The organism is Saccharopolyspora gloriosae (genome assembly GCF_014203325.1).
GTDB classification, from domain to species: domain Bacteria; phylum Actinomycetota; class Actinomycetes; order Mycobacteriales; family Pseudonocardiaceae; genus Saccharopolyspora_C; species Saccharopolyspora_C gloriosae.
The window spans coordinates 3,921,434-3,939,480 of the sequence record NZ_JACHIV010000001.1 but is presented as its reverse complement, the minus strand read 5'-3'; the positions used below and the strand labels follow the sequence as shown (position 1 = coordinate 3,939,480).

Here is an 18,047-nt window from a genome sequence, read left to right as displayed (position 1 = left end):
CGGTGTTGTGCGGGGCTGACGGGATTGCGCTCGTGGTCGGTCAGCGGTGGGTGTACCGCAGGGGTGCCCGCGAGTCGGCGACGTGTGTCGAAGTCCGGCGACTTGGTACTTCTCGGCCGCCGCGGGTGAGGGTGGTTTTTCTCGATGATGCCTACGAAGGCCGGGAGGAGTGGGTGCCGCCGGGGCGGCTCCAGACCGGTTGGGAGCGGGTGGCCGAGTGGCAGGCACGGGAGGATCGCGTACGCCAGAAGCACGCCAATCTGGGAATTCTCAATCCGGCCCGCCGTTCCCGAATACTGACGGGCCACACCCGCCGACTTGGCGTCCTTCTTGACAAATCCAGTCTGATCCGCAATCAATACACCACAATCAAAATCTCCGAGGCATTCCACAGCCACAGTTCAGCAGTCGCTGCATTCGCTCGGGACTTGCGTCTCCAGCGGTCTCCGCCAGCGTCCACCCGTTCTTGCGCTCCGCAACAGTCCCCGCACGTAAGGCCACCGCATCTGCCGCCGGGGATTCCGCCCGGGGATTCCGCCCGGGGAAACCGGCCGCAGAACGCCTCGAACCCCCCGACCACTCGACCATCGTGTCAGTCAAGACCAAGATCAATTACCATGATCGGCTATCAAGTCACACCCTGTCGTTGTTGTACTAAAAGTCCCGGTAGCGGAGTGTGCTCTCCACGCACGTAAAGGTGATCCGGCCGGGGGATTCGACGCGACGAGCAGGTCGCCCTGTCCTCCGCGGACGTGGAGGTGCGCTGACCCCGCCAGTAGCGTGGGGCTGGGTGGCGCTGCCGGTCCGCTTGTGGGTTGCGTCGGATGGCGCCACAGGTTACCTGATCTTGGGTATGAGGAGGTCGGCAAGCCTACCGAAGGCTGCTCGGGTTTGGGTAAGATCCGGCGGCGTGGCGAGCAGCGACGCGGATATCGGGCGGACGGTCGGCGCCCGGGACAGCCGATCAGAGGGTGCTCGCGGGGTTGCTTTCGGCCGGTCTTCACGCGCCTTGTCGGTGCGGTACGCAATGATGGGTTCCACACCGTTGTCGAGCAGCATTCAAGGAACACCAACGCATGTCGTCCACTGAGGCGAACGAGCCCGCCCCGAACACCACCCACAAGCACATCACCCAGCAGGAGATCGAGGGCCTACTCTGGGCGGCTGCTGATGAACTTCGCGTCGCGATGGCCGAGGCCCAGTACGCCTCGGTCATCTTCCCGTTGATGTTCTGGAAGTACCTCTCCGACACGTGGGACCACAACCACGACCAGTTCGTCGAGGAGAACAAGGAACTTCCCGACGTGCTCTCGGTGGAGGAAGCGCACGAGATCGAGTACCGCGACTACCAATCGTTCGAGATCCCGTTCATCGAGCGCGGCAAGGTCGGCGAGACGCGTGCTTCCTGGTCGGCCGTCCTGGCCACGGTCACGCAGCCGGGGCTTGGGGCCAGGGTTCGTACCGCGCTGCGCGCGATCGAGACCGCGAACCCGGACAAGTTCTCGAAACTGTTCGGTGCCCTGGACTGGACCGCGACCCTCGACTCCAGTGTGCTCACTGGTGTGATGCAGGCGATGAACCGCATCCCGCGCATGCACGAGGACAACATGTCCCACGATGTGCTCGGCGGCGCGTACGAGTACCTGCTGAAACGATTCTCGGATGGGGCCGGGACGCGGGCGGGGCAGTTCTTCACCCCGCGTGAGGTCGTCAACCTGATCGTGACCATTCTCAAGCCCGAGAACTTCGAGTCGGTCTATGACCCCACCTGCGGCTCCGGAGGCATGCTCATTGCCGCGGCGGGCCAGTTGAAGGCCCGCGGTGGGCGCGGCTACTCGCTCCACCTCTACGGACAGGACTCGGTTCCCGACACCGCCGGTGTGGCGCGCATGAACCTGTTCATGCACAACCTGACCCAGTTCCAAATCGAGGTTGGTGACACGCTCAAAAAGCCCGTCTTCAAGCAGCCTGACGGGTCGGTCGCGCAGTTCAACGTGGTCGTGGCCAACCCGCCCTACGGAATGAAGTGGGACCCCTGGAAAGCGTCTGAGTCGCGAGCGTTTGGCGGCGTCGCACCGATGGCGACCGCCGACTGGGCCTTCGTCCAGCACATGATCGCCTCCATGAAACCGGCTGGTGGACGAGCCGGAGTCGTCTTGCCGCACGGGGTCCTGTTCCGCGGCGGCTCCCCTGCTGCGATCCGACAGAAGGCCCTGGAAGAGGACCTTCTCGAAGCAGTCATCGGGCTGCCGGACAAACTGTTCTACTCGACCACGATCCCCACCTGTATCCTGCTCTTCCGTGCCCCAGGAACCAAGATCGAGAAACGCCGCAACGGTGTGCTATTCGTCGATGCGTCCGCGCGGTCGGTGAAGGGCAAGAACCGCAATACCATGACCGGCGCCGACATCGAGGACACAGTCGCCGCCTACTTCTCCGGGGGCGACCCGGATGGCGGACGCGGCAGGGTGCCGACACGATTCGTCGAGTTCGATGAGATCAAGACCAACGGGTTCGATCTCAGCATCGAGCGCTACATCGAGGCCGAAACCCAGGAGGCCGCCGACCTGGGTGCACTGGTCGCCTCCTACAACGTCGCGCGAGCACAGCGCCAGCGCACCGAGAAGCACATGCTGACGGTGCTCGCCGAGGCCGGGATCGAGGGCCTCGATGAGTGAGGGCTGGTCGGAGATTCCAGCAAGCGAGGTGTTCTCGATCCTGATGGGACGCCAACGCTCACCTCAGCGAGCGACCGGCCCCAACATGACCCCATACCTACGCTCCGCCAACGTCGGCAACGGCTCCCTCGACTTTGCCGATGTCAAGACCATGGACTTCACCGCTGCCGAGCGGGAGCGCTTCGGGCTCAAGCCTGGTGATGTGCTCGTCTCGGAAGGAAGCGCCAGTGCGACGGCTGTCGGGATGGCTGCGGTCTGGAACGGCGAACTCGACGGAGAGGTGTGTTTTCAGAACACGGTATTGCGGTACCGGGCGATACCAGGCGTCTCGGAGCCTGCGTTCGTGTTCCAGTGGTGCCGGTGGGCCTTCGAGTCCGGTGCGTTCCGTGCGGCGGCGAGTGGCACAAATATCAAGCACATCGGATCGAGCCGGGCCGAGGCGATGCGTGTTCTACTGCCGCCTCCTCCGGTTCAGAGGCGGATCGCTGAGGTCATGGGTGCGATTGACGACCAGATCACCGCCCTGGAACACGAAGCGAGTGCCCTCTGGACGCTCTATGAGGGATCAGTTGACGTGCTGTGGGGTGACGGGGCCGGGCAGGAGGCTCCGGCCCGGCCGTTGAGCGATGTCATGCGCCTGGATATCTCGTGGACACCGATCGAGATCGGGTCCACCTACCGTCTCGCTGGAGTCCTCAACGCCGGTCGGGGGCTCGTTGACAAGGGTGAACTCGACGCAGAGAGCACCGAGTACAAGCGGATGGTCACTCTGCGCGAGAACCAGGTCGTGATGCGCAAGTTGACCGCGTGGGAAGGCCCGATCGCCGTGATCCCGAGCGCGTTCGACGGATACGTGGCTAGCAACGAATTCCCTACCTTCGCACTCGACGAAGGGGTCTTGCCGGACTGGATGCGGCACGTGTGTCGTTCCTCGCGCCTGTGGGCGGAGATGAAGTCGCGCGTCAAGGGCACCGTGCAGCGACGCAAGCGGTTGAACCCGGAACAGTTGCTGGAGATCGAACTCCCGATACCACGCCCTCCAGCCCAGGCGAATGCGGCACGAGTGCTCGAAGCGATCGAGGACGACACTGCGGATCTACGTACTGAGGCGGAGCGTCTGCGACGCCTTCGCTCCCGGCTCCTGGCGGGTCTGCTGACCCGCGAGATCGAGATCGGTGACGTGAACCTCGACAACGACAGCGCAGACGCAACGACGACCTTGCCTGCGGGGGAGACGGTGACAGTCTGATGGCGAACGGTGTCAAGGAGCGTGAGTTCCAGGACAAGATGATCGAGTGGTCGATCCCGCTCGGCTGGGACTTCGTGGCGGGTCGGAAGCTGCCGCGCGAGAAGGCCCAGACCGTGATCGAGTCTCATTTGCGCGACGCGATCATCAAACTCAATCCGGACAGCATTGACGGCTACGACCTCGACACGGTCCTGGCCGAGGTGGTCGCGGCGGTCAACAACGTCGACGGTGGCCTGGTCGCGGCGAACGAGAAGGTCCTCGACCTGCTGGCTGGTGGGCGCGAGTTCCGCGACAAGGACGGTGAGTGGCATCCGCTGTCGTTCATCGACTTCAACCACCCGACACAGAACAACCTGGTCGTCGCCGACGAGGTCACGATCAGCGTGCCGGGCAAGACGTCCCGCCGGTTCGATCTCGTGTACTACGTCAACGGGCTCCCGCTGGTGGCGGTCGAAGTGAAGTCGCCGACGTCGACCTCGACGTGGCGGACCGCAGCGGACGACATCAACAACACCTATGTAGCCGAGTATCCGTGGTACTTCACCCCGAACGTGTTCTGTATCGCCGCCGATGGGCTGACACTGCGGTATGGGGCGGCTGGTGCGCCGACGAACTTCTGGCAGCCGTTCCGGTCCACCGCTGACCCGGAGACCATGGACACGATGGCCGACGTGCATCGGTCAATGACGCTGCTACTCAACCCGTCCACGGTCCTCGACATTCTGGCCAACTTCTGTCTCTTCGACACCGCCGGCGGCGGTACGGACGCCAAGTACCTGCCCCGCTACCCGCAACGCGAGGCGGCGCATCTGATTCACGACAGGGTCGTGATGGGTGGCCGTAAGGGGCTCGTGTGGCACCACCAGGGCTCCGGAAAGACGCTGCTGATGGTGTTCGCGGCCTCGCTGCTGCTCAAGGACACCCGGACCGCGTCGCCGACGATCATCATGCTCTCCGATCGCTCCCAGATCGTCCGGCAGACATCGGGGGTGTTCACCTCCGCAATGGGGGACGACTACTTCCATGAGCCCGCCACCTCAGCTGATCTGCGTGACCTGCTCTCTACGGGCGTCGCCGGGGTGATCTCGACAACGATCCACAAATTCGCCGGTGCCGGAGAGGATCTGTCGGAGCGGGACAACATCATCGTGATGATCGATGAGGCGCATCGAACCCAGTCGGAGAAGGAAGGATCGTTGTCGGACCAGATGCGTCGTGCGTTGCCGAACGCGCGGTTCTTCGGGATGACCGGCACTCCGATCAAGAATCTGAACACCAACACGTTCCGGCTCTTCGGCGACCCGGCCGACCCGAACCGGGTCATGCACCGCTACTCGATGACCCGCTCCCTGCTCGATGAGGCCACGGTGCCGGTGGCGCTTCACTCTCACCCGGTCGGGTTCGACGTCGATGATGAGCAACTGCAGGCCGAGTTCGACGCGTTCGCGGATGTTCAGGGCCTCGATGAGCACGACCGGGACGTGCTCTCGCGCAAGTTCGGGCGCCTGACCTCGGTGTTCGCCAACCCTGAGCGGATCCAGGAGGTTTGTGAGCACATCGTCGACCACTACCTCTCCTCTGCGTACCGCAACGGGATGAAGGCCCAGGTCGTGGCGTACAACCGGGAACTGGCGGTCGCGTATACGGCCAAGATCAACGAGATCTTGGTCGGGTACGACATCAAGCAGACCCTCGCCAGCGTGCACGAGCGGGGCGGACGGCCGCGTCATGAGGCGATCACCGCGGAGGTGAACATCTCGGTCTCGGATGCGAAGAACGAGAACAAGTCCCTGCAGGTGTATCGGCTCACTGAGACCGAGGAAGAAGACCAGCGGCGCCGGTTCCTGTCCCCGGAGAACCCGCTGTGCTTCGTCGTCGTGACCGCGAAGTTGATGACCGGGTTCGATGCCCCCAACGAAGGCGTCCTATATCTAGACAAGCCAATCTACGCCCACAACCTGTTCCAGGCCATCACCCGTCCCAACCGCACCTGGGTTTCCCCGGTCACCGGCTGGGTCAAGCCCCGTGGCGTGATCGTCGACTACGTTGGTCTCGGCGAGGCCCTCCAGAAGGCCGTCAAGGATCCCACCGACGACCAGGACGGCACCGGAGAGAAGGGGCCGACGTTCCTCGACGACATAGGCGAACTCATCAACGAGTTCCGGGCCACGTTCACCCGGATCGAGGACCTACTCGCCGGTGTCGACGGGCTCGACATCAACCGCAACGACTACGAGTCGCTCCGCCTCATATCTGACTTCCTCGACGCCGACGAGGAAGTCTCGACGGCGTTCAAGAACGACTATCTGCTGCTCTCGCGCCTGTTCCCATACGTGACCACCGATGTCAGGATCGACCGGTACCGGGCGTCGTTCGCGCTGTTCGGGTCGGTGTATGTGACCCTGTTTAAGAAGTCGACCGACGAGGAACGTAAGGAGCGACTAGATTCCCTAGGCCCGATGGTGCTCGACATCATCAACGCCAACGTCCACTCCTTCCAGGTCGCTTTGGCCGGGGAAGAGCCTCTCGTGCTCGACGCCCAGGGCCTCATGGTTCTCAAGGAACTCATGGCACTGGTGAGGTCTGCGGATAAAAAGAGCAGCGGCAAAGAGGACCAGGAGCCGCCGACGGCCAAGGAGATCCTGGACCAGATCAAGACGGCCCTGGACGAGGGCGTCGATGAGCACTCAGCCAAGTACGTCGCGCTGGCTGAACGGATCCGGGAACTGCGCGAACAGATCATCCAGGGCGCCGAGGACGCGCTCGCGTTCCTGACCGAGGCGCTTCGGATCGCGCAGGCGGTCGTGGATGTGCAGAAGAAGCCTGATGAGGTTGTGGTTGTCGAGGACGACCGGATCGGGGTCTTAACCCGGATTATTGCTGATCACGCCCCCAAGGGGCTCTCGATCACCGAGAAGCGACTCGCTGAAGAGATCGACCAGGTCGTCACCCGTACCCTTACCCGCACCTATGACAACGCCGAAGCCCGCTCACGAGCCGTCCGACGCTCCGCTGCGGCCGTCTTCCGCCGCTATCAGATCAAACCGGTCGGGGAACCTTATGACTCCACGGTCGCCTATATCGAGGCCCACTACCTCGTGGACTGACTACGCGGGTCAAACCGTAGACACCTAGCAACTCTACGTCGCCGGATACACCGGTACGGTCCGCAAGAAGGGCTGCCGTCCTGGAGTGAATGGTTGGTTACGTCGCGACTCCGCTGGCTTGGCTGTGTGGGAACAGGCCGTAGCGACCCCGGCCAGTGTTCTTGGTAAAGGAGACGTCCCGAGACCCAGGCTCCAGTCCGTTCGGCGGGTTCTCGTTCTCCAGCACGATGATCTGTCCGGTGAAGTTCGTTTGGATGTCAGCGAAGAACCGGCCTGCGAGGGTGGTGGTGTCGAGGACGTCGCCGCTGTTGTCTGGTTCGGCGTTGGGGTCTGGTGGCCGGTAGACGACCAAGGGTGAGTCGAGCACGACGAAACCAGGGTGGGGCAGGTCGTTGTCGAGGCAGTACTGGGCAAGCGAGATGGTGAACGCGGCGTGCAGGATGGCGCGGACGCCCTTGCCGTGGGCGGCGCGAAGCTGGTTGCCCGAGACGATGTCTTGGGATTCGAAGCTGTAGCTGGTGTTGTCGGCTTCGGGGAACCCCCAGGACCGTAGCCGGGCCGCGATCAGATGCGACAGATCGTTGACGGCGCTGCGTTGAAAGCCGGCGGTAGGTTCCATCGTGTCAGGCTTCGGTTCTGCATCGACTTCGGCGCGGAGGGCTTCGAGACGCTGGATGCGGCGGATGGTCTCTGCATCGCGTTCGAGCTGCGACGACGAGTTGATCAACTCGCGCAGCTCGAGTTGCTGAGGGCTGAGCTCGCTATCTAGCCGCGCGATCGCCGAGCGGGCGTGGGCAGCCTGGTCGGTGTAGGTCTGAAGGCGTTGGCCCTTTTCCGCGCGGTCGGTACGCAACCCGCTGATGGCGTGGAGCAGGTCTTCGCGGAGAGCGGTCGTCTTGCGTTGCTCCTCGCGCACGGACGCGGCGAACGCGGTCGTGTCGTCGGCGCAGTCCTCGCTGAGGTGCTGGTGCTCGGGTTCGGCGCCGCAGAATACGCAGTCTCCGGGCGTGAAGTAGCCCAGCAAGGACCCGGCTTCGGCGATGGCTTCCAGTCGAGCCAGGTCCGAGGTGTATTGCTCATACAGCAGCGTGAACCGGGCTTCAAGGGCGTCGAGTTCGGCGAGACTGCGGCGCGTCGCGGCGACGAGTCGTTCGCTGTTGGACAGCGTGTGTCCCCATTGCTGCCTCGCGGCGGCGGTTTGCTCGATGGAGTCGGTCGACGCGTTGACCGTGGCCTGCAGGCGGCCGAGACGGTCGTTGACCGCTTGAAGCGTCTCGTCTGTCTGAAGCTGTTCACGCAGCTCGGCCAGTAGCGTGTCAATGACGTCGTGTTTGGCGACCTTGGACCGCCGATGTGCGGTCTCTGACTCGCCCGACTCGATCGCGGAGTCATCTTCCCCCTGTAAGAGCAGGCGGAAGGTGGAGATCTCGCGGGTTTTCGTCGTGAACTGCCCCGTCAAGACGGGTGCGATCTTGGCTTGGATCTTGGTCTCGTCCACCAGGAACAGGGGAACCAGCACGCGCAGGCTCAGGGAGACCGTGCCCCCGGCGGCGTTCGTGCGGATGGCCTTCTCATCCAGGCCGACTTGGCCCAGGAGGTAGTGCGAGAGGTTCTTGAAGTCCTTGCCGCTGTGCTTCGCCGCCAGCGGTTCGTGCTCGACGGGCAGCGGGTAAGCACGGTGATCTCCGCGGTAGAGTCGGAAGTCGCCGCCCTTGGTAGCTCGGTACAGGGTGACGTGTTCAGCATCAGGGAGACGGATGCCGAGCAGAATTGCGTCGTAGCCCTCTTGTTCCGGGATCTTGTATAGCGTCTTCCCGCCCAGCATGAAGTTCATGGTCTCGGCGATGTAGGACTTTCCTGTATCCGACGGCCCGCGGACAAGGGTGAGGTTGGGCCCGAACTCGACGGTAGCCGGGTTGACCGACGGTCCGATGAACGTCAGGTGCGACAGGTTCAGCCTCTCCATGTACCTGCCTCCTTCTTACTGCCGCTGGTGTCGCCGTTCTCCGGGCGGCTGACGACGATCGCCGCCGTTTGCCTCCGGATCTGCTCCTCGGACAATGTTCCGAACTGCTCGACCACCCATTGGCTGCGGTTGCGTAGCTCGGCGATGTGGTTCGACGTGAGTGAGGAGATGAAGCTGTGTGCTTCGTCGCCGGCCTCGTAGCAGATGCCGGTGCTCGAGGCGCGCATGTCGATCAGTCCGGCGCGCAGCATTACTTGCAGCCCCTCGTCGACGTTCGCGCGCCGTACACCCAGCTCTCCGGCGTGTAGGGCGTGGGAAGGATGAATGTTGGGTGGCCCGCCGAGTTCGGCAGTGTGCAGCACGCTGTGGTCAAGCAGGACCAAGTGGTTGATATCCAGTTGCTCCGGGTATGCCTCGGTCAGCATTACCAGGACCCGGACCCCGTACTCCAAGGGGCCGTTGAGTGGAGGTCTCACGGCTCCTCCATCCAGGTCAGCCGGTCGTCATTGGCGAGCTGGTGGCAGACGCCCTTGCGGTCGTCGATTTCGGTCACTCCGATGAGCTTGTGCCGGTTGAGGTCGAGGCTGCCCACTTGTGTCAGTACCTGGCCCAGCCTCGTGTAGCCGTCCGGATGGTCGTCTTGGGCTATGTCAATGACCCCGGCGTGGATGTCGCCCTGGAGTTTCTCGAAGGTGCCCGGGGGCACCGCCCCGACCGAGTACGCCTTGAGCGACTCTGCCCGGAAGAACCGCACTCGTTGCTGCTGCAGGTGCTTGTCCAGCTTGGGGACGTTGGCCACGGAATCCAGAGTAGTGATCTTGTCCGGTGCGCGTTCCGCATACACGGCCAGCAACTGCTGCAAGTAGCGTGCTTCCTCCGGCGCGTACTCCTCTGGAGGGGTTTTGCTGTCGCCGCGCTCAGGAAGTGCCGTGGCGAACCGGGCCGTGTGCCACCGGGTCCGGCTGTGAGTGGTCAGCGCATCCAGCACCTCCACCGACCTGAACATGGCGAAGTCGGTCTCCGCCGCAAGAGCCTTTACTTCCTCAAGGAGGGGCCGGGCCAACGCCTTAACTGAAGGAGCCTCGCCCTTGACGAGCAAGGCCAGGAAGTTCTCACGCAGCGTGGTCGGATTACTGATCATCATGTTGAAATGAGTTGATAGCCCTCTGGGGGCCAGAAATCGGTAGGTGCGGGGCAGGCTATACACCCCATCTAGTACAGCCACGAAGACTTTGATCATCTCGGCCGCGGCGGCGGAGAAGTTAAGCGGCTTGTCGTAGTGCTTGGCCTGGAAACAATCCCACGGCCCCTCGAACTGTCGGTCGGTCTTGAACCCGACGATGTCCGTGCCTCTGTCACCCGCCCCGCCGAGCAACTTGATCTGGACGTAGTTCTCCTCCATGGCGGTGGCCCACTCGCGGATGAACTCTTCCCACTCATCGGGTGAGTACAACCGGATGCGGCCCACCGGCGGGACGGGGGGACCGTCCAAGGCCACAGACGGGGTCGAATCAGCAGGTAAGGGCATCTCGGTGAGCGCCGCCCGCTCGTCTACCTGCTGCTTCGCCGTTGCCACGCTAAGCCCTGCCTCCGTCTTCCTGATCGGCTGCTCACCCTATCCGGGACAGGGTGAGCGAGGGTGCGTATTTCGATGGGTGGCAGGTACACGACTGGCAGATGGCAGATGGACTGACCCGAGGGGCTCAGTCGGATCGAAGATCATGAGTCGGGCGGGTGATCACCACGTCTGGGTACGTCGGGCGACAGTGGTGGGGCGTGAGTGACCGGCGCAGCAGGGCCCGACCGATCCAGGGTGGGCGGCGACCGGACAATCTACTGCGTGCACTGGGCGCACTGGTCCGTTCGAGCGGGGCATGGAGCCGACACGATGGGTGATCTACGACTGAGTGAAGGTGCCCCAGCCCCCGTGTCGCAAGAGGCGAATTTTGACAAGGGCTCGTGTTCAAAGCTATGCGGCAAACCGCCTGGTGGGAGGCGGCGTATGGGAGGAAATTGGGAGGCGCCAGGTGCACTGAAGGCACTGAACGGGTGTGGGTGTCTCTGAGCCGCGCCGCCCTGACCTGCTGAAGTTGCGTCTGTGAAGGTCAGGGCGACGCCGACGGCTACCTTGACACGGTAGAGGTCGCCCTGCCCGTTTGCGCTGTTCAGAGACGTGTCAGCCGGATGTGGCTCTGGGGTTGAAGGCTGGTTGGGGTCGCGTCGGTTGGGGTGCGTAATTGGGCTTGCTGGTAGGGCGCGTCGAGTGCTTGGTTTACCTGGCTGGTGGTTTTTGAGGGTGAATCGCTGGCTGTCCTCGATAGGCGGGGCTGGTGGTGGTCGAGGCAGTGGGTGATCATCCTCGATTGCTAGGAGCGTTTAGTGGGGAGCTCGGTTGTCCGGTCTGTGCGGGCTGTTGTTGTTGCGGTTGTGCTGGCTGCGGGGTTCGGGACTGTTCCTGCCCATGCAGGGGATGTCCCGGAGGCTAGGGAGTTGCCGGAGCCCCCGGTGGCTGAGGTGGTCCGTGGTGAGCTGGCGGGGTTGACGGTGGAGGCGCCGCATCCGATGACCGGGTATAGCCGTGATCGGTTTCCGCATTGGGTCATGCAGAACGGTGCGTGTGATACCCGGGAGACGGTGCTGGCCCGTGACGGTCGAGGTGTGGTCGCCGATGAACGGTGCCGGGCGGTGTCAGGAAACTGGGTGAGTGTCTACGACGGTCTGGAGGTCACGTCGGCTCGGGTTGGACATTGATCACATGGTGCCGCTGGCGAACGCGTGGCGTTCGGGCGCGGACACATGGGATACGCCGATGCGGAGGCGGTTCGCGAATGATCTGGAGTCGCCGCAGTTGTTGGCGGTCTCGGCGCGGACGAACAGGTCCAAGGGGGGATCAGTCTCCGGATCAGTGGCGGCCGCCGCGGGCCGAGTATTGGTGCACGTATGCGCGGGCGTGGACGCATGTGAAGCACACGTACGGGTTGTCGATCACCGAGCCCGAACGTGACAGGTTGGGCTTGATGCTGGGCACCTGTAACTGACCACAACGAGGAGGGGAGGGTGCCGGCCGTATGGGAGCGCCCTCCCAGCCCCTGTCATCCCTCGGGGCGGTGCAGGACTCCGGTCAGGATGTGGTGTGCGGCTTTGTGGTCGGCGGGGTCGTGCAGTTGGACTTCGGCGGTGGGGATCCGGTACCACTCGTCGGCGCCGGCGTAGCGCACCTCGACAGTGAGAGAACCGTCTGGTGTGCAGGTGGTGCGGAGTTCAAGGTCGCCGGTGATGACACCGACTTCGTCGGTCATGACCCCGCCTGGCGGTGCGACGATCTCGGACGACAACACGACTTCGGACATACCCGCCAGTGTCTCGCACCGGAAGGAACACGACTGGGCGAACCGCCGCGGCGGCGACGTCATCTCAACCGGCTGCCGAAGATCACACGTCTGGGTGATCACGAAATCCTCCCACTGCGCGACCCCATTTCGCCCCGGATGGACGGATCCTCCCAAAATCCTCCCAAAAACCCACATCAGCCGACCGCGAAGATCCACTGCCTGATCGACTTCAGCGCATGAAAAAGCCCGCTGACCTGCACTTTCGTGCTAGATCAGCGGGCTTTCCAGGCCGTCGGGACGGCGGGATTCGAACCCACGACCCCTTGACCCCCAGTCAAGTGCGCTACCAAGCTGCGCCACGTCCCGGCCACACCCGTTGTTTGCGGTGTGCGGAAAGCTTAGCGCACTGTCCGCAGAGGATCTTCATCGCCCCTCGGTTTCGGTGTTCGTGCTGGTCAGGAGTTCGGCTCGGGTGCCGATGAGGCGTACGGGGCGGGTGAGGGCGAAGGCGGCCAGGGCCTCGTGGGAGGCGGCGGCTAGGGCGCTGGGTTCGCGGGTGGGGGTGGTGAGGCGGACGCCGTGCGAGTGGGTGCGGAAGTGGGAGTTTCGGAGCTTGACGACGACGCGGCCCGCTAGGAGGTCGTGGACCGCGAGGTCGTCGGCTATCAGGTGGGCGAGGCGGGTGAGTTCGGTCCGCAGCCTTTCGGGGTCGGTGGTGTCGGTTTGGAAGGTGATCTCGCGGCCGTAGGAGCGGGGCCGGTACGGCTCGGGTTGCACGGGGGTGGGGTCGTAGCCGCGGGCGAGGGCCACGAGCCACGGGCCGGTGCGGGGGCCGAAGTGCTCGGCGAGGGCGAAGCGGTCGGTGGTGGCGAGGTCGCCGACGGTGCGGAGGTCGTGTTCGGCTAGGCGGGTGGCGGTGCGGCGGCCCACGCCTCGGAGGGCTTCGGGCGGGCGCTCGTTCATGATGTGCGGCCAGTTGTGCTGGTCCAGGCGGAAGATTCCGGTGTCGGTGAAGCCCGCGGTGGGTTTCGCGAAGCCGGAGGCCGTTTTCGCGCGGAGCTTGTTGTCGCCGATTCCCACGGAGCACACGAGTCCGGTCCGGGCGTGCACGTGGTCGCGGAGTTCGGTGGCGGAGCGGGTGGCGTCGTCGGTGTCGAGCAGGAGGTACGCCTCGTCCCAGCCTGCTTCCTCGACGACGTCGGAGCGGTCGCGCAGGGCTTCGACGAAGGTCGCGGACGCCGCCAGGTACGCGTCCTTGTCGAGGGGGAGGAACACGGCTCGGGGGCAGCGCTTCGCGGCGGTGCGCAACGGGGTTCCGGAGTGCACGCCGGATTCGCGGGCTTCGTAGGAGGCTCCGGCGACGACGCCGCGGCGGGTGGGGTCTCCGATGCCGCCGACGAGCACGGGTTCGCCGCGCAGTTCGGGGCGTCGCAGCAGTTCCACGGCGACGATGAACTGGTCGAGGTCCACGTGCAGCACCACCTGCTCCACCTGGCCAGCTTGCCTGGTTCGGGGAGTGGCGGCAGCTCGGCGGTACGGTCGGCGGATGGCGAAGCGCAGCGCGGGGATCCTGCTGTACCGGATGCGCGAGGGTGCTCCGGAAGTGCTGCTGGTGCATCCGGGCGGCCCGTTCTGGAAGAACAAGGACCTCGGTGCCTGGTCGATCCCGAAGGGCGAGTACGGCGAGGACGAGGCGCCGTTGTCCGCCGCGGTGCGCGAGTTCGAGGAGGAGACGGGGCTGCGGCCGGTCGCGGACTCGGCGATCGATCTGGGCGAGGTGCGGCAGAAGAGCGGCAAGGTCGTCACGGCGTGGGCGGTGCGGGGCGAGTTCGACGTGAGCTCGTTGCGCAGCAACCTCGTGGAGCTGGCGTGGCCGCCGCGGTCCGGTCGCACGCAGAGCTTCCCCGAGGTGGACCGGGCCGAGTGGTTCGCTCCGGCGGTGGCTCGGGAGAAGATCCTTGCCGCGCAGGCGGAATTCCTCTCCCGGTTGCTGGGGGAACTGGGGTCGGAGTGAGGGTCAGCGTTCGGTGCGGTGGCCGAGGATGACCAGCGCGAAGTACACCGTCAGCAGTACCCCGGCCGCGGCGAACAGGACCGCCGGCTCCTGGAGGGCGAGCAGCAGGACGCCGAGCGCGCCCGCGACGGCGCACGACGAGACGGTCGCGGTGACGGCGTAGCGCAGGTGGGGGACGTCCGCGCGGGGCTCCGGGATCGCGGTGCGGCGCAGCTCCACCGGCTCGTCGAGACGAGGGTGGGGGCGGGGCAGGTCCTGGAACGCCGCGAGCAGTTCCGACCTGGTGCGGGCGTGCTGCACCTGCACGGCGCGGTCCCCGAATTCCTCCGAGGTGAGGCGGCCCATCGCCACGTGCTCGTTGAGGAGGCGCTGGCCCTGCGCCCGGTCGGAGTCGGACAGGCGGGTGCCGCCGTGCTCCAGGATCCAGGTGCTCGTATCCACGTCCGCGTGCGTCATCGCGTTCACCTCGAAGTGCTCGTGCCGCCGTCCCTCGGCGATGAGCTCACGCTAGGGCGCGGGGCGAGGTGCGCGGATCGGACTCCGGGTCGGTGGCGGGTGGCCGAAAGGACGAGAATTCGCCGCCCTGCCAAGTGGTTCCGGCCTGGAGGACGAGCGTCGCCGGCTCCTCGCGGAACCGGCGACGACTCGGTCAGTCCAGCGCGGAGTCCTTCGTTTCGCGGCTGATCAGCAGCGCGATCAGCGTCAGCGCTCCCATCGCGGCGAGGTAGACGCCGACCCAGCCGACGCCGTGGCTGCCCGCGAGCCAGGTCGCGATGTAGGGCGCGACGGAGGCGCCGAGCAGGCTCGCCAGGTTGTAGGACACCGACGCTCCCGTGTAGCGCACCGCGGTGGGGAACAGCTCCGGCAGCACCGCGCCCATCGGGCCGAACGTCAAGCCCATCAGGGCGAGGCCGACGATGAGGAAGCTGAGCACCGCGGGCAGCGAACCGCTCCCGAACCACGGCCCCATCAGCAGTCCGAACACGATGATCGCCGAGGTGATCACGAGCAGCGTGGAGCGGCGGCCGAAGCGGTCGGCCAGCACGCCGGCGATGGGCACGGTCAGGCCGAAGAACACCACTCCGATGAGCAGGAACACCAGGAACTCGGAGCGGCTGTAGCCCAGCCCGGACTCGGCGGTGCCGTAGGACAGGGTGAACACGGTCATCAGGTAGAACAGCACGTAGGTCGCGAGCATGATGAACGTGCCCAGCACGAGGCCCTTGAGGCCGGTGCGGAAGACCTGCACGAAGGGGACCTTGGCGCGGGCGCCGGACTCGACGACCTTCGCGAACGCGGGTGTCTCGTGCAGGCTCAGCCGCACCCACAGGCCGACGATGACCAGGACCGCGGAGACCAGGAACGGCACCCGCCAGCCCCAGGCCAGGAAGGTCGCGTCGTCCATCGTCTCGGACAGCAGCAGGAACAGGCCGTTCGCCACGAAGAAACCGATGGGGGCGCCGAGCTGCGGGAAGGTGCCGAAGGTGGCGCGCTTGCCGCTGGGCGCGTTCTCGGTGGCCAGCAGTGCCGCGCCGCCCCATTCGCCGCCGAGGCCGAGCCCCTGCCCGAACCGGCACAGCGCCAGCAGCAGCGGCGCGGCCACGCCGATCGACGCGTAACCGGGCAGCAGCCCGATGAGCACCGTCGAGATCCCCATCGTCAGCAGCGAGGCCACCAGGGTCGACTTGCGGCCGATGCGGTCGCCGAAGTGCCCGAACAGCGCGGAACCGACGGGCCGCGCGACGAAGGCGATGGCGAACGTCGCCAGCGACTGCAAGGTCGCGGCGGTGGGGTCGCCGGCGGGGAAGAACAGCTTCGGGAACACCAGCACGGCGGCGGTGGCGTAGACGTAGAAGTCGTAGAACTCGATGGAGGTTCCTACGAGGCTGGCCACCACGACTTGGCGAGTGGAGTTGCGCGGCGCGGAGTCCTCCGCGACGGCATCGGGAACGTGGCCGACCGCCATGGTCCGGAACCTCCCTGTTCACACGTTCAGACCAGAATGAGCACACGTAGGGTAACCCTCGCTGCCCATTCAGCGGGAACCGATTCTCAAGAAATGGACGTGGCATCGACCACGGCGCGTCGTCCTCCGAGGTGGGGCATGGCCTAGTCTCGCGGGGCGAGGGCGGCGGCGAGGGTTCCACCGCGCATGGCGGAGGGGTTCGAGCTCGTGATGACGGTGGTCGCTGGGGCGATCTTCGTGCTGACCTTGGCGTTGGTCATCCGGCGCCCCGGTGGGCTGGGGATCGGGTGGAGCGCGCTCGGCGGGGCCGCCGCGGCGCTGCTGACCGGGGTGGTCGCGGTCTCCGATGTGTCCACTGTGGTCGGACTGGTGTGGAACGCGACGCTCGCCTTCGTGGCGATCGTGCTGGTCTCGCTGCTGCTCGACGAGTCCGGCTTCTTCGAGTGGGCCGCGCTGCACGTGGCCCGCTGGGGCGGCGGGCGCGGGCGGCGACTGTTCGTGCTGGTGGTGCTGCTCGGCGCGGCGATCTCGGCGGTGTTCGCCAACGACGGCGCCGCGCTGATCCTCACCCCCATCGTGCTGCAGATCATGCTGGCGCTGCGCTTCACCCCGGCCGCCACGCTGGGGTTCGCGCTGGCCACGGGGTTCGTGGCCGACACCGGAAGCCTGCCGCTGGTGGTGTCGAACCTGGTCAACATCGTGTCCGCGGACTTCTTCGGGATCGGGTTCGCCCGGTACGCGGTGGTGATGGTGCCGGTCGGCCTGGTCTCGGTGGCGGCGAGCCTGGTGGTGCTGCTCTGGTACTTCCGGCGGGACATCCCGGCGGCCTACGACCTGACCGCGCTCGCCGAGCCCGCGTCCGCCATCCGGGACCGGGTGACGTTCCGCGCCGGGTGGGCGGTGCTGGGCATGCTGCTCGTCGGGTACTTCGCGGCCGAACCGCTGGGAGTGCCGCTGTCCGCGGTGATCGGGGCGGGAGCGGTGGTGCTGCTCGCGGTGGCGGCCCGGTGGCCAGGATTCCTGTTCCGCGCCGAGCGCAAGGCGCTCGTCGTGTCCGGTGGCGGACCCGCCGGGCCGGACTCCGGTGGGCGGCGCATCGCCGTCGGCAAGGTCGTCCGCGAAGCGCCGTGGCAGATCGTGCTGTTCAGCATCGGCATGTACCTCGTCGTCTACGGCTTGCGCAACGTCGGGCTGACGCGGGAGTTGGCGGCGCTGTTCGGCCACTTCGGCGCGCACGGCACGGTCGCCGCCGCCGTGGGGACCGGCGTGGTGGTGGCGGTGCTGGCGTCGATCATGAACAACCTGCCGACGGTGCTGATCGCGGCGCTGGCCATCGCGGGTGCGGGCGCGACCGGGCTCGCGCACGAGGCGATGATCTACGCGAACGTCATCGGATCCGACCTGGGGCCGAAGATCACGCCGATCGGCAGCCTGGCCACCTTGCTGTGGCTGCACGTGCTCGACCGCAAGGGCCTGCACGTCGGGTGGGGGCGCTACTTCCGGACGGGGATCGTGCTCACCGTGCCGGTGCTGCTGGTGACGTTGCTCGCGCTGGCCGGATGGCTGACGGTGCTCGGCTGATCCGCATCGGATCGACGGCGGTCGTTGCGACGGGCTCATCATCCGCGAGCGGAGATCACCGCAGGGCCTCGTCGAATCCCCCGCATGCCAAGAGATTCGCGTCCCGGCGGCGAGACGCGCTCTGAATGCCGGGAAATGCTGGTCCCTTCGGGTT

Annotated in this window: 13 protein-coding genes, 1 tRNA gene and 1 pseudogene; 5 read left to right on the top strand and 10 right to left on the bottom strand. The window is 65.7% G+C overall.

Annotated features, from left to right (window positions below):
• Positions 1 to 236: 236 nt before the first annotated feature.
• A pseudogene (locus BJ969_RS17340) lies at positions 237 to 588 on the bottom strand (transposase); the annotation flags it as partial.
• A 488-nt stretch (positions 589 to 1,076) separates the two neighbouring features.
• Between BJ969_RS17340 and BJ969_RS17335 the strand changes: the two are divergent.
• The 3 genes from BJ969_RS17335 to BJ969_RS17325 are packed head-to-tail and all read left to right on the top strand — an operon-like array spanning position 1,077 to position 7,034.
• Complete coding sequence (locus tag BJ969_RS17335) at positions 1,077 to 2,678, top strand: type I restriction-modification system subunit M (protein ID WP_184479943.1); 1,602 nt, start codon at positions 1,077 to 1,079, stop codon at positions 2,676 to 2,678.
• Positions 2,671 to 3,927: a restriction endonuclease subunit S gene (locus tag BJ969_RS17330; protein WP_184479942.1), complete on the top strand. Its 1,257-nt coding sequence runs from the start codon at positions 2,671 to 2,673 to the stop codon at positions 3,925 to 3,927. The genes BJ969_RS17335 and BJ969_RS17330 overlap by 8 nt, the downstream gene beginning before the upstream one ends.
• Complete coding sequence (locus tag BJ969_RS17325; RefSeq protein ID WP_184479941.1) at positions 3,927 to 7,034, top strand: type I restriction endonuclease subunit R; 3,108 nt, start codon at positions 3,927 to 3,929, stop codon at positions 7,032 to 7,034. Before BJ969_RS17330 ends, BJ969_RS17325 begins: the two co-directional genes overlap by 1 nt.
• 97 nt (positions 7,035 to 7,131) lie before the next feature.
• Here BJ969_RS17325 and BJ969_RS17320 read toward each other — a convergent pair whose 3' ends face one another.
• The 7 genes from BJ969_RS17320 to BJ969_RS17295 all read right to left on the bottom strand — a co-directional run bounded on the left by BJ969_RS17320 (position 7,132) and on the right by BJ969_RS17295 (position 13,823).
• Positions 7,132 to 9,000: an ATP-binding protein gene (locus BJ969_RS17320; protein ID WP_184479940.1), complete on the bottom strand. Its 1,869-nt coding sequence runs from the start codon at positions 8,998 to 9,000 to the stop codon at positions 7,132 to 7,134.
• Entirely contained in the window at positions 8,988 to 9,476 is a 489-nt protein-coding gene (locus BJ969_RS17315) for an ABC-three component system middle component 2 (RefSeq protein ID WP_184479939.1), read from the bottom strand. The genes BJ969_RS17320 and BJ969_RS17315 overlap by 13 nt, the downstream gene beginning before the upstream one ends.
• Positions 9,473 to 10,576, bottom strand: a complete 1,104-nt coding sequence (locus BJ969_RS17310; RefSeq protein WP_184479938.1) for an ABC-three component system protein — start codon at positions 10,574 to 10,576, stop codon at positions 9,473 to 9,475. The genes BJ969_RS17315 and BJ969_RS17310 overlap by 4 nt, the downstream gene beginning before the upstream one ends.
• Positions 10,577 to 11,751: 1,175 nt before the next feature.
• A complete protein-coding gene (locus BJ969_RS31010) occupies positions 11,752 to 11,883 on the bottom strand; it encodes a hypothetical protein (protein WP_281398334.1) in 132 nt (43 codons plus the stop codon).
• Between the two features lie 209 nt (positions 11,884 to 12,092).
• Positions 12,093 to 12,452 (bottom strand): hypothetical protein, encoded by a 360-nt coding sequence (locus BJ969_RS17305; RefSeq protein ID WP_246456909.1) that lies wholly within the window; start codon positions 12,450 to 12,452, stop codon positions 12,093 to 12,095.
• A 172-nt stretch (positions 12,453 to 12,624) separates the two neighbouring features.
• Positions 12,625 to 12,698, bottom strand: a tRNA-Pro gene (locus BJ969_RS17300).
• A 57-nt stretch (positions 12,699 to 12,755) separates the two neighbouring features.
• A complete protein-coding gene (locus BJ969_RS17295; protein WP_184479937.1) occupies positions 12,756 to 13,823 on the bottom strand; it encodes a DNA polymerase IV in 1,068 nt (355 codons plus the stop codon).
• A gap of 55 nt (positions 13,824 to 13,878) precedes the next feature.
• Between BJ969_RS17295 and BJ969_RS17290 the strand changes: the two genes are divergently transcribed.
• A complete protein-coding gene (locus tag BJ969_RS17290) occupies positions 13,879 to 14,346 on the top strand; it encodes an NUDIX hydrolase (protein WP_184479936.1) in 468 nt (155 codons plus the stop codon).
• Positions 14,347 to 14,349: 3 nt separating this feature from the next.
• Here the strand turns inward: BJ969_RS17290 and BJ969_RS17285 are convergent, their stop codons facing one another.
• A complete protein-coding gene (locus BJ969_RS17285; protein ID WP_184479935.1) occupies positions 14,350 to 14,802 on the bottom strand; it encodes a DUF1707 SHOCT-like domain-containing protein in 453 nt (150 codons plus the stop codon).
• Between the two features lie 193 nt (positions 14,803 to 14,995).
• Positions 14,996 to 16,312 (bottom strand): MFS transporter, encoded by a 1,317-nt coding sequence (locus BJ969_RS17280; RefSeq protein ID WP_184479934.1) that lies wholly within the window; start codon positions 16,310 to 16,312, stop codon positions 14,996 to 14,998.
• 186 nt (positions 16,313 to 16,498) lie between these two features.
• Between BJ969_RS17280 and BJ969_RS17275 the strand changes: the two genes are divergently transcribed.
• Positions 16,499 to 17,893: an arsenic transporter gene (locus BJ969_RS17275; RefSeq protein WP_425503562.1), complete on the top strand. Its 1,395-nt coding sequence runs from the start codon at positions 16,499 to 16,501 to the stop codon at positions 17,891 to 17,893.
• Positions 17,894 to 18,047: the final 154 nt, after the last annotated feature.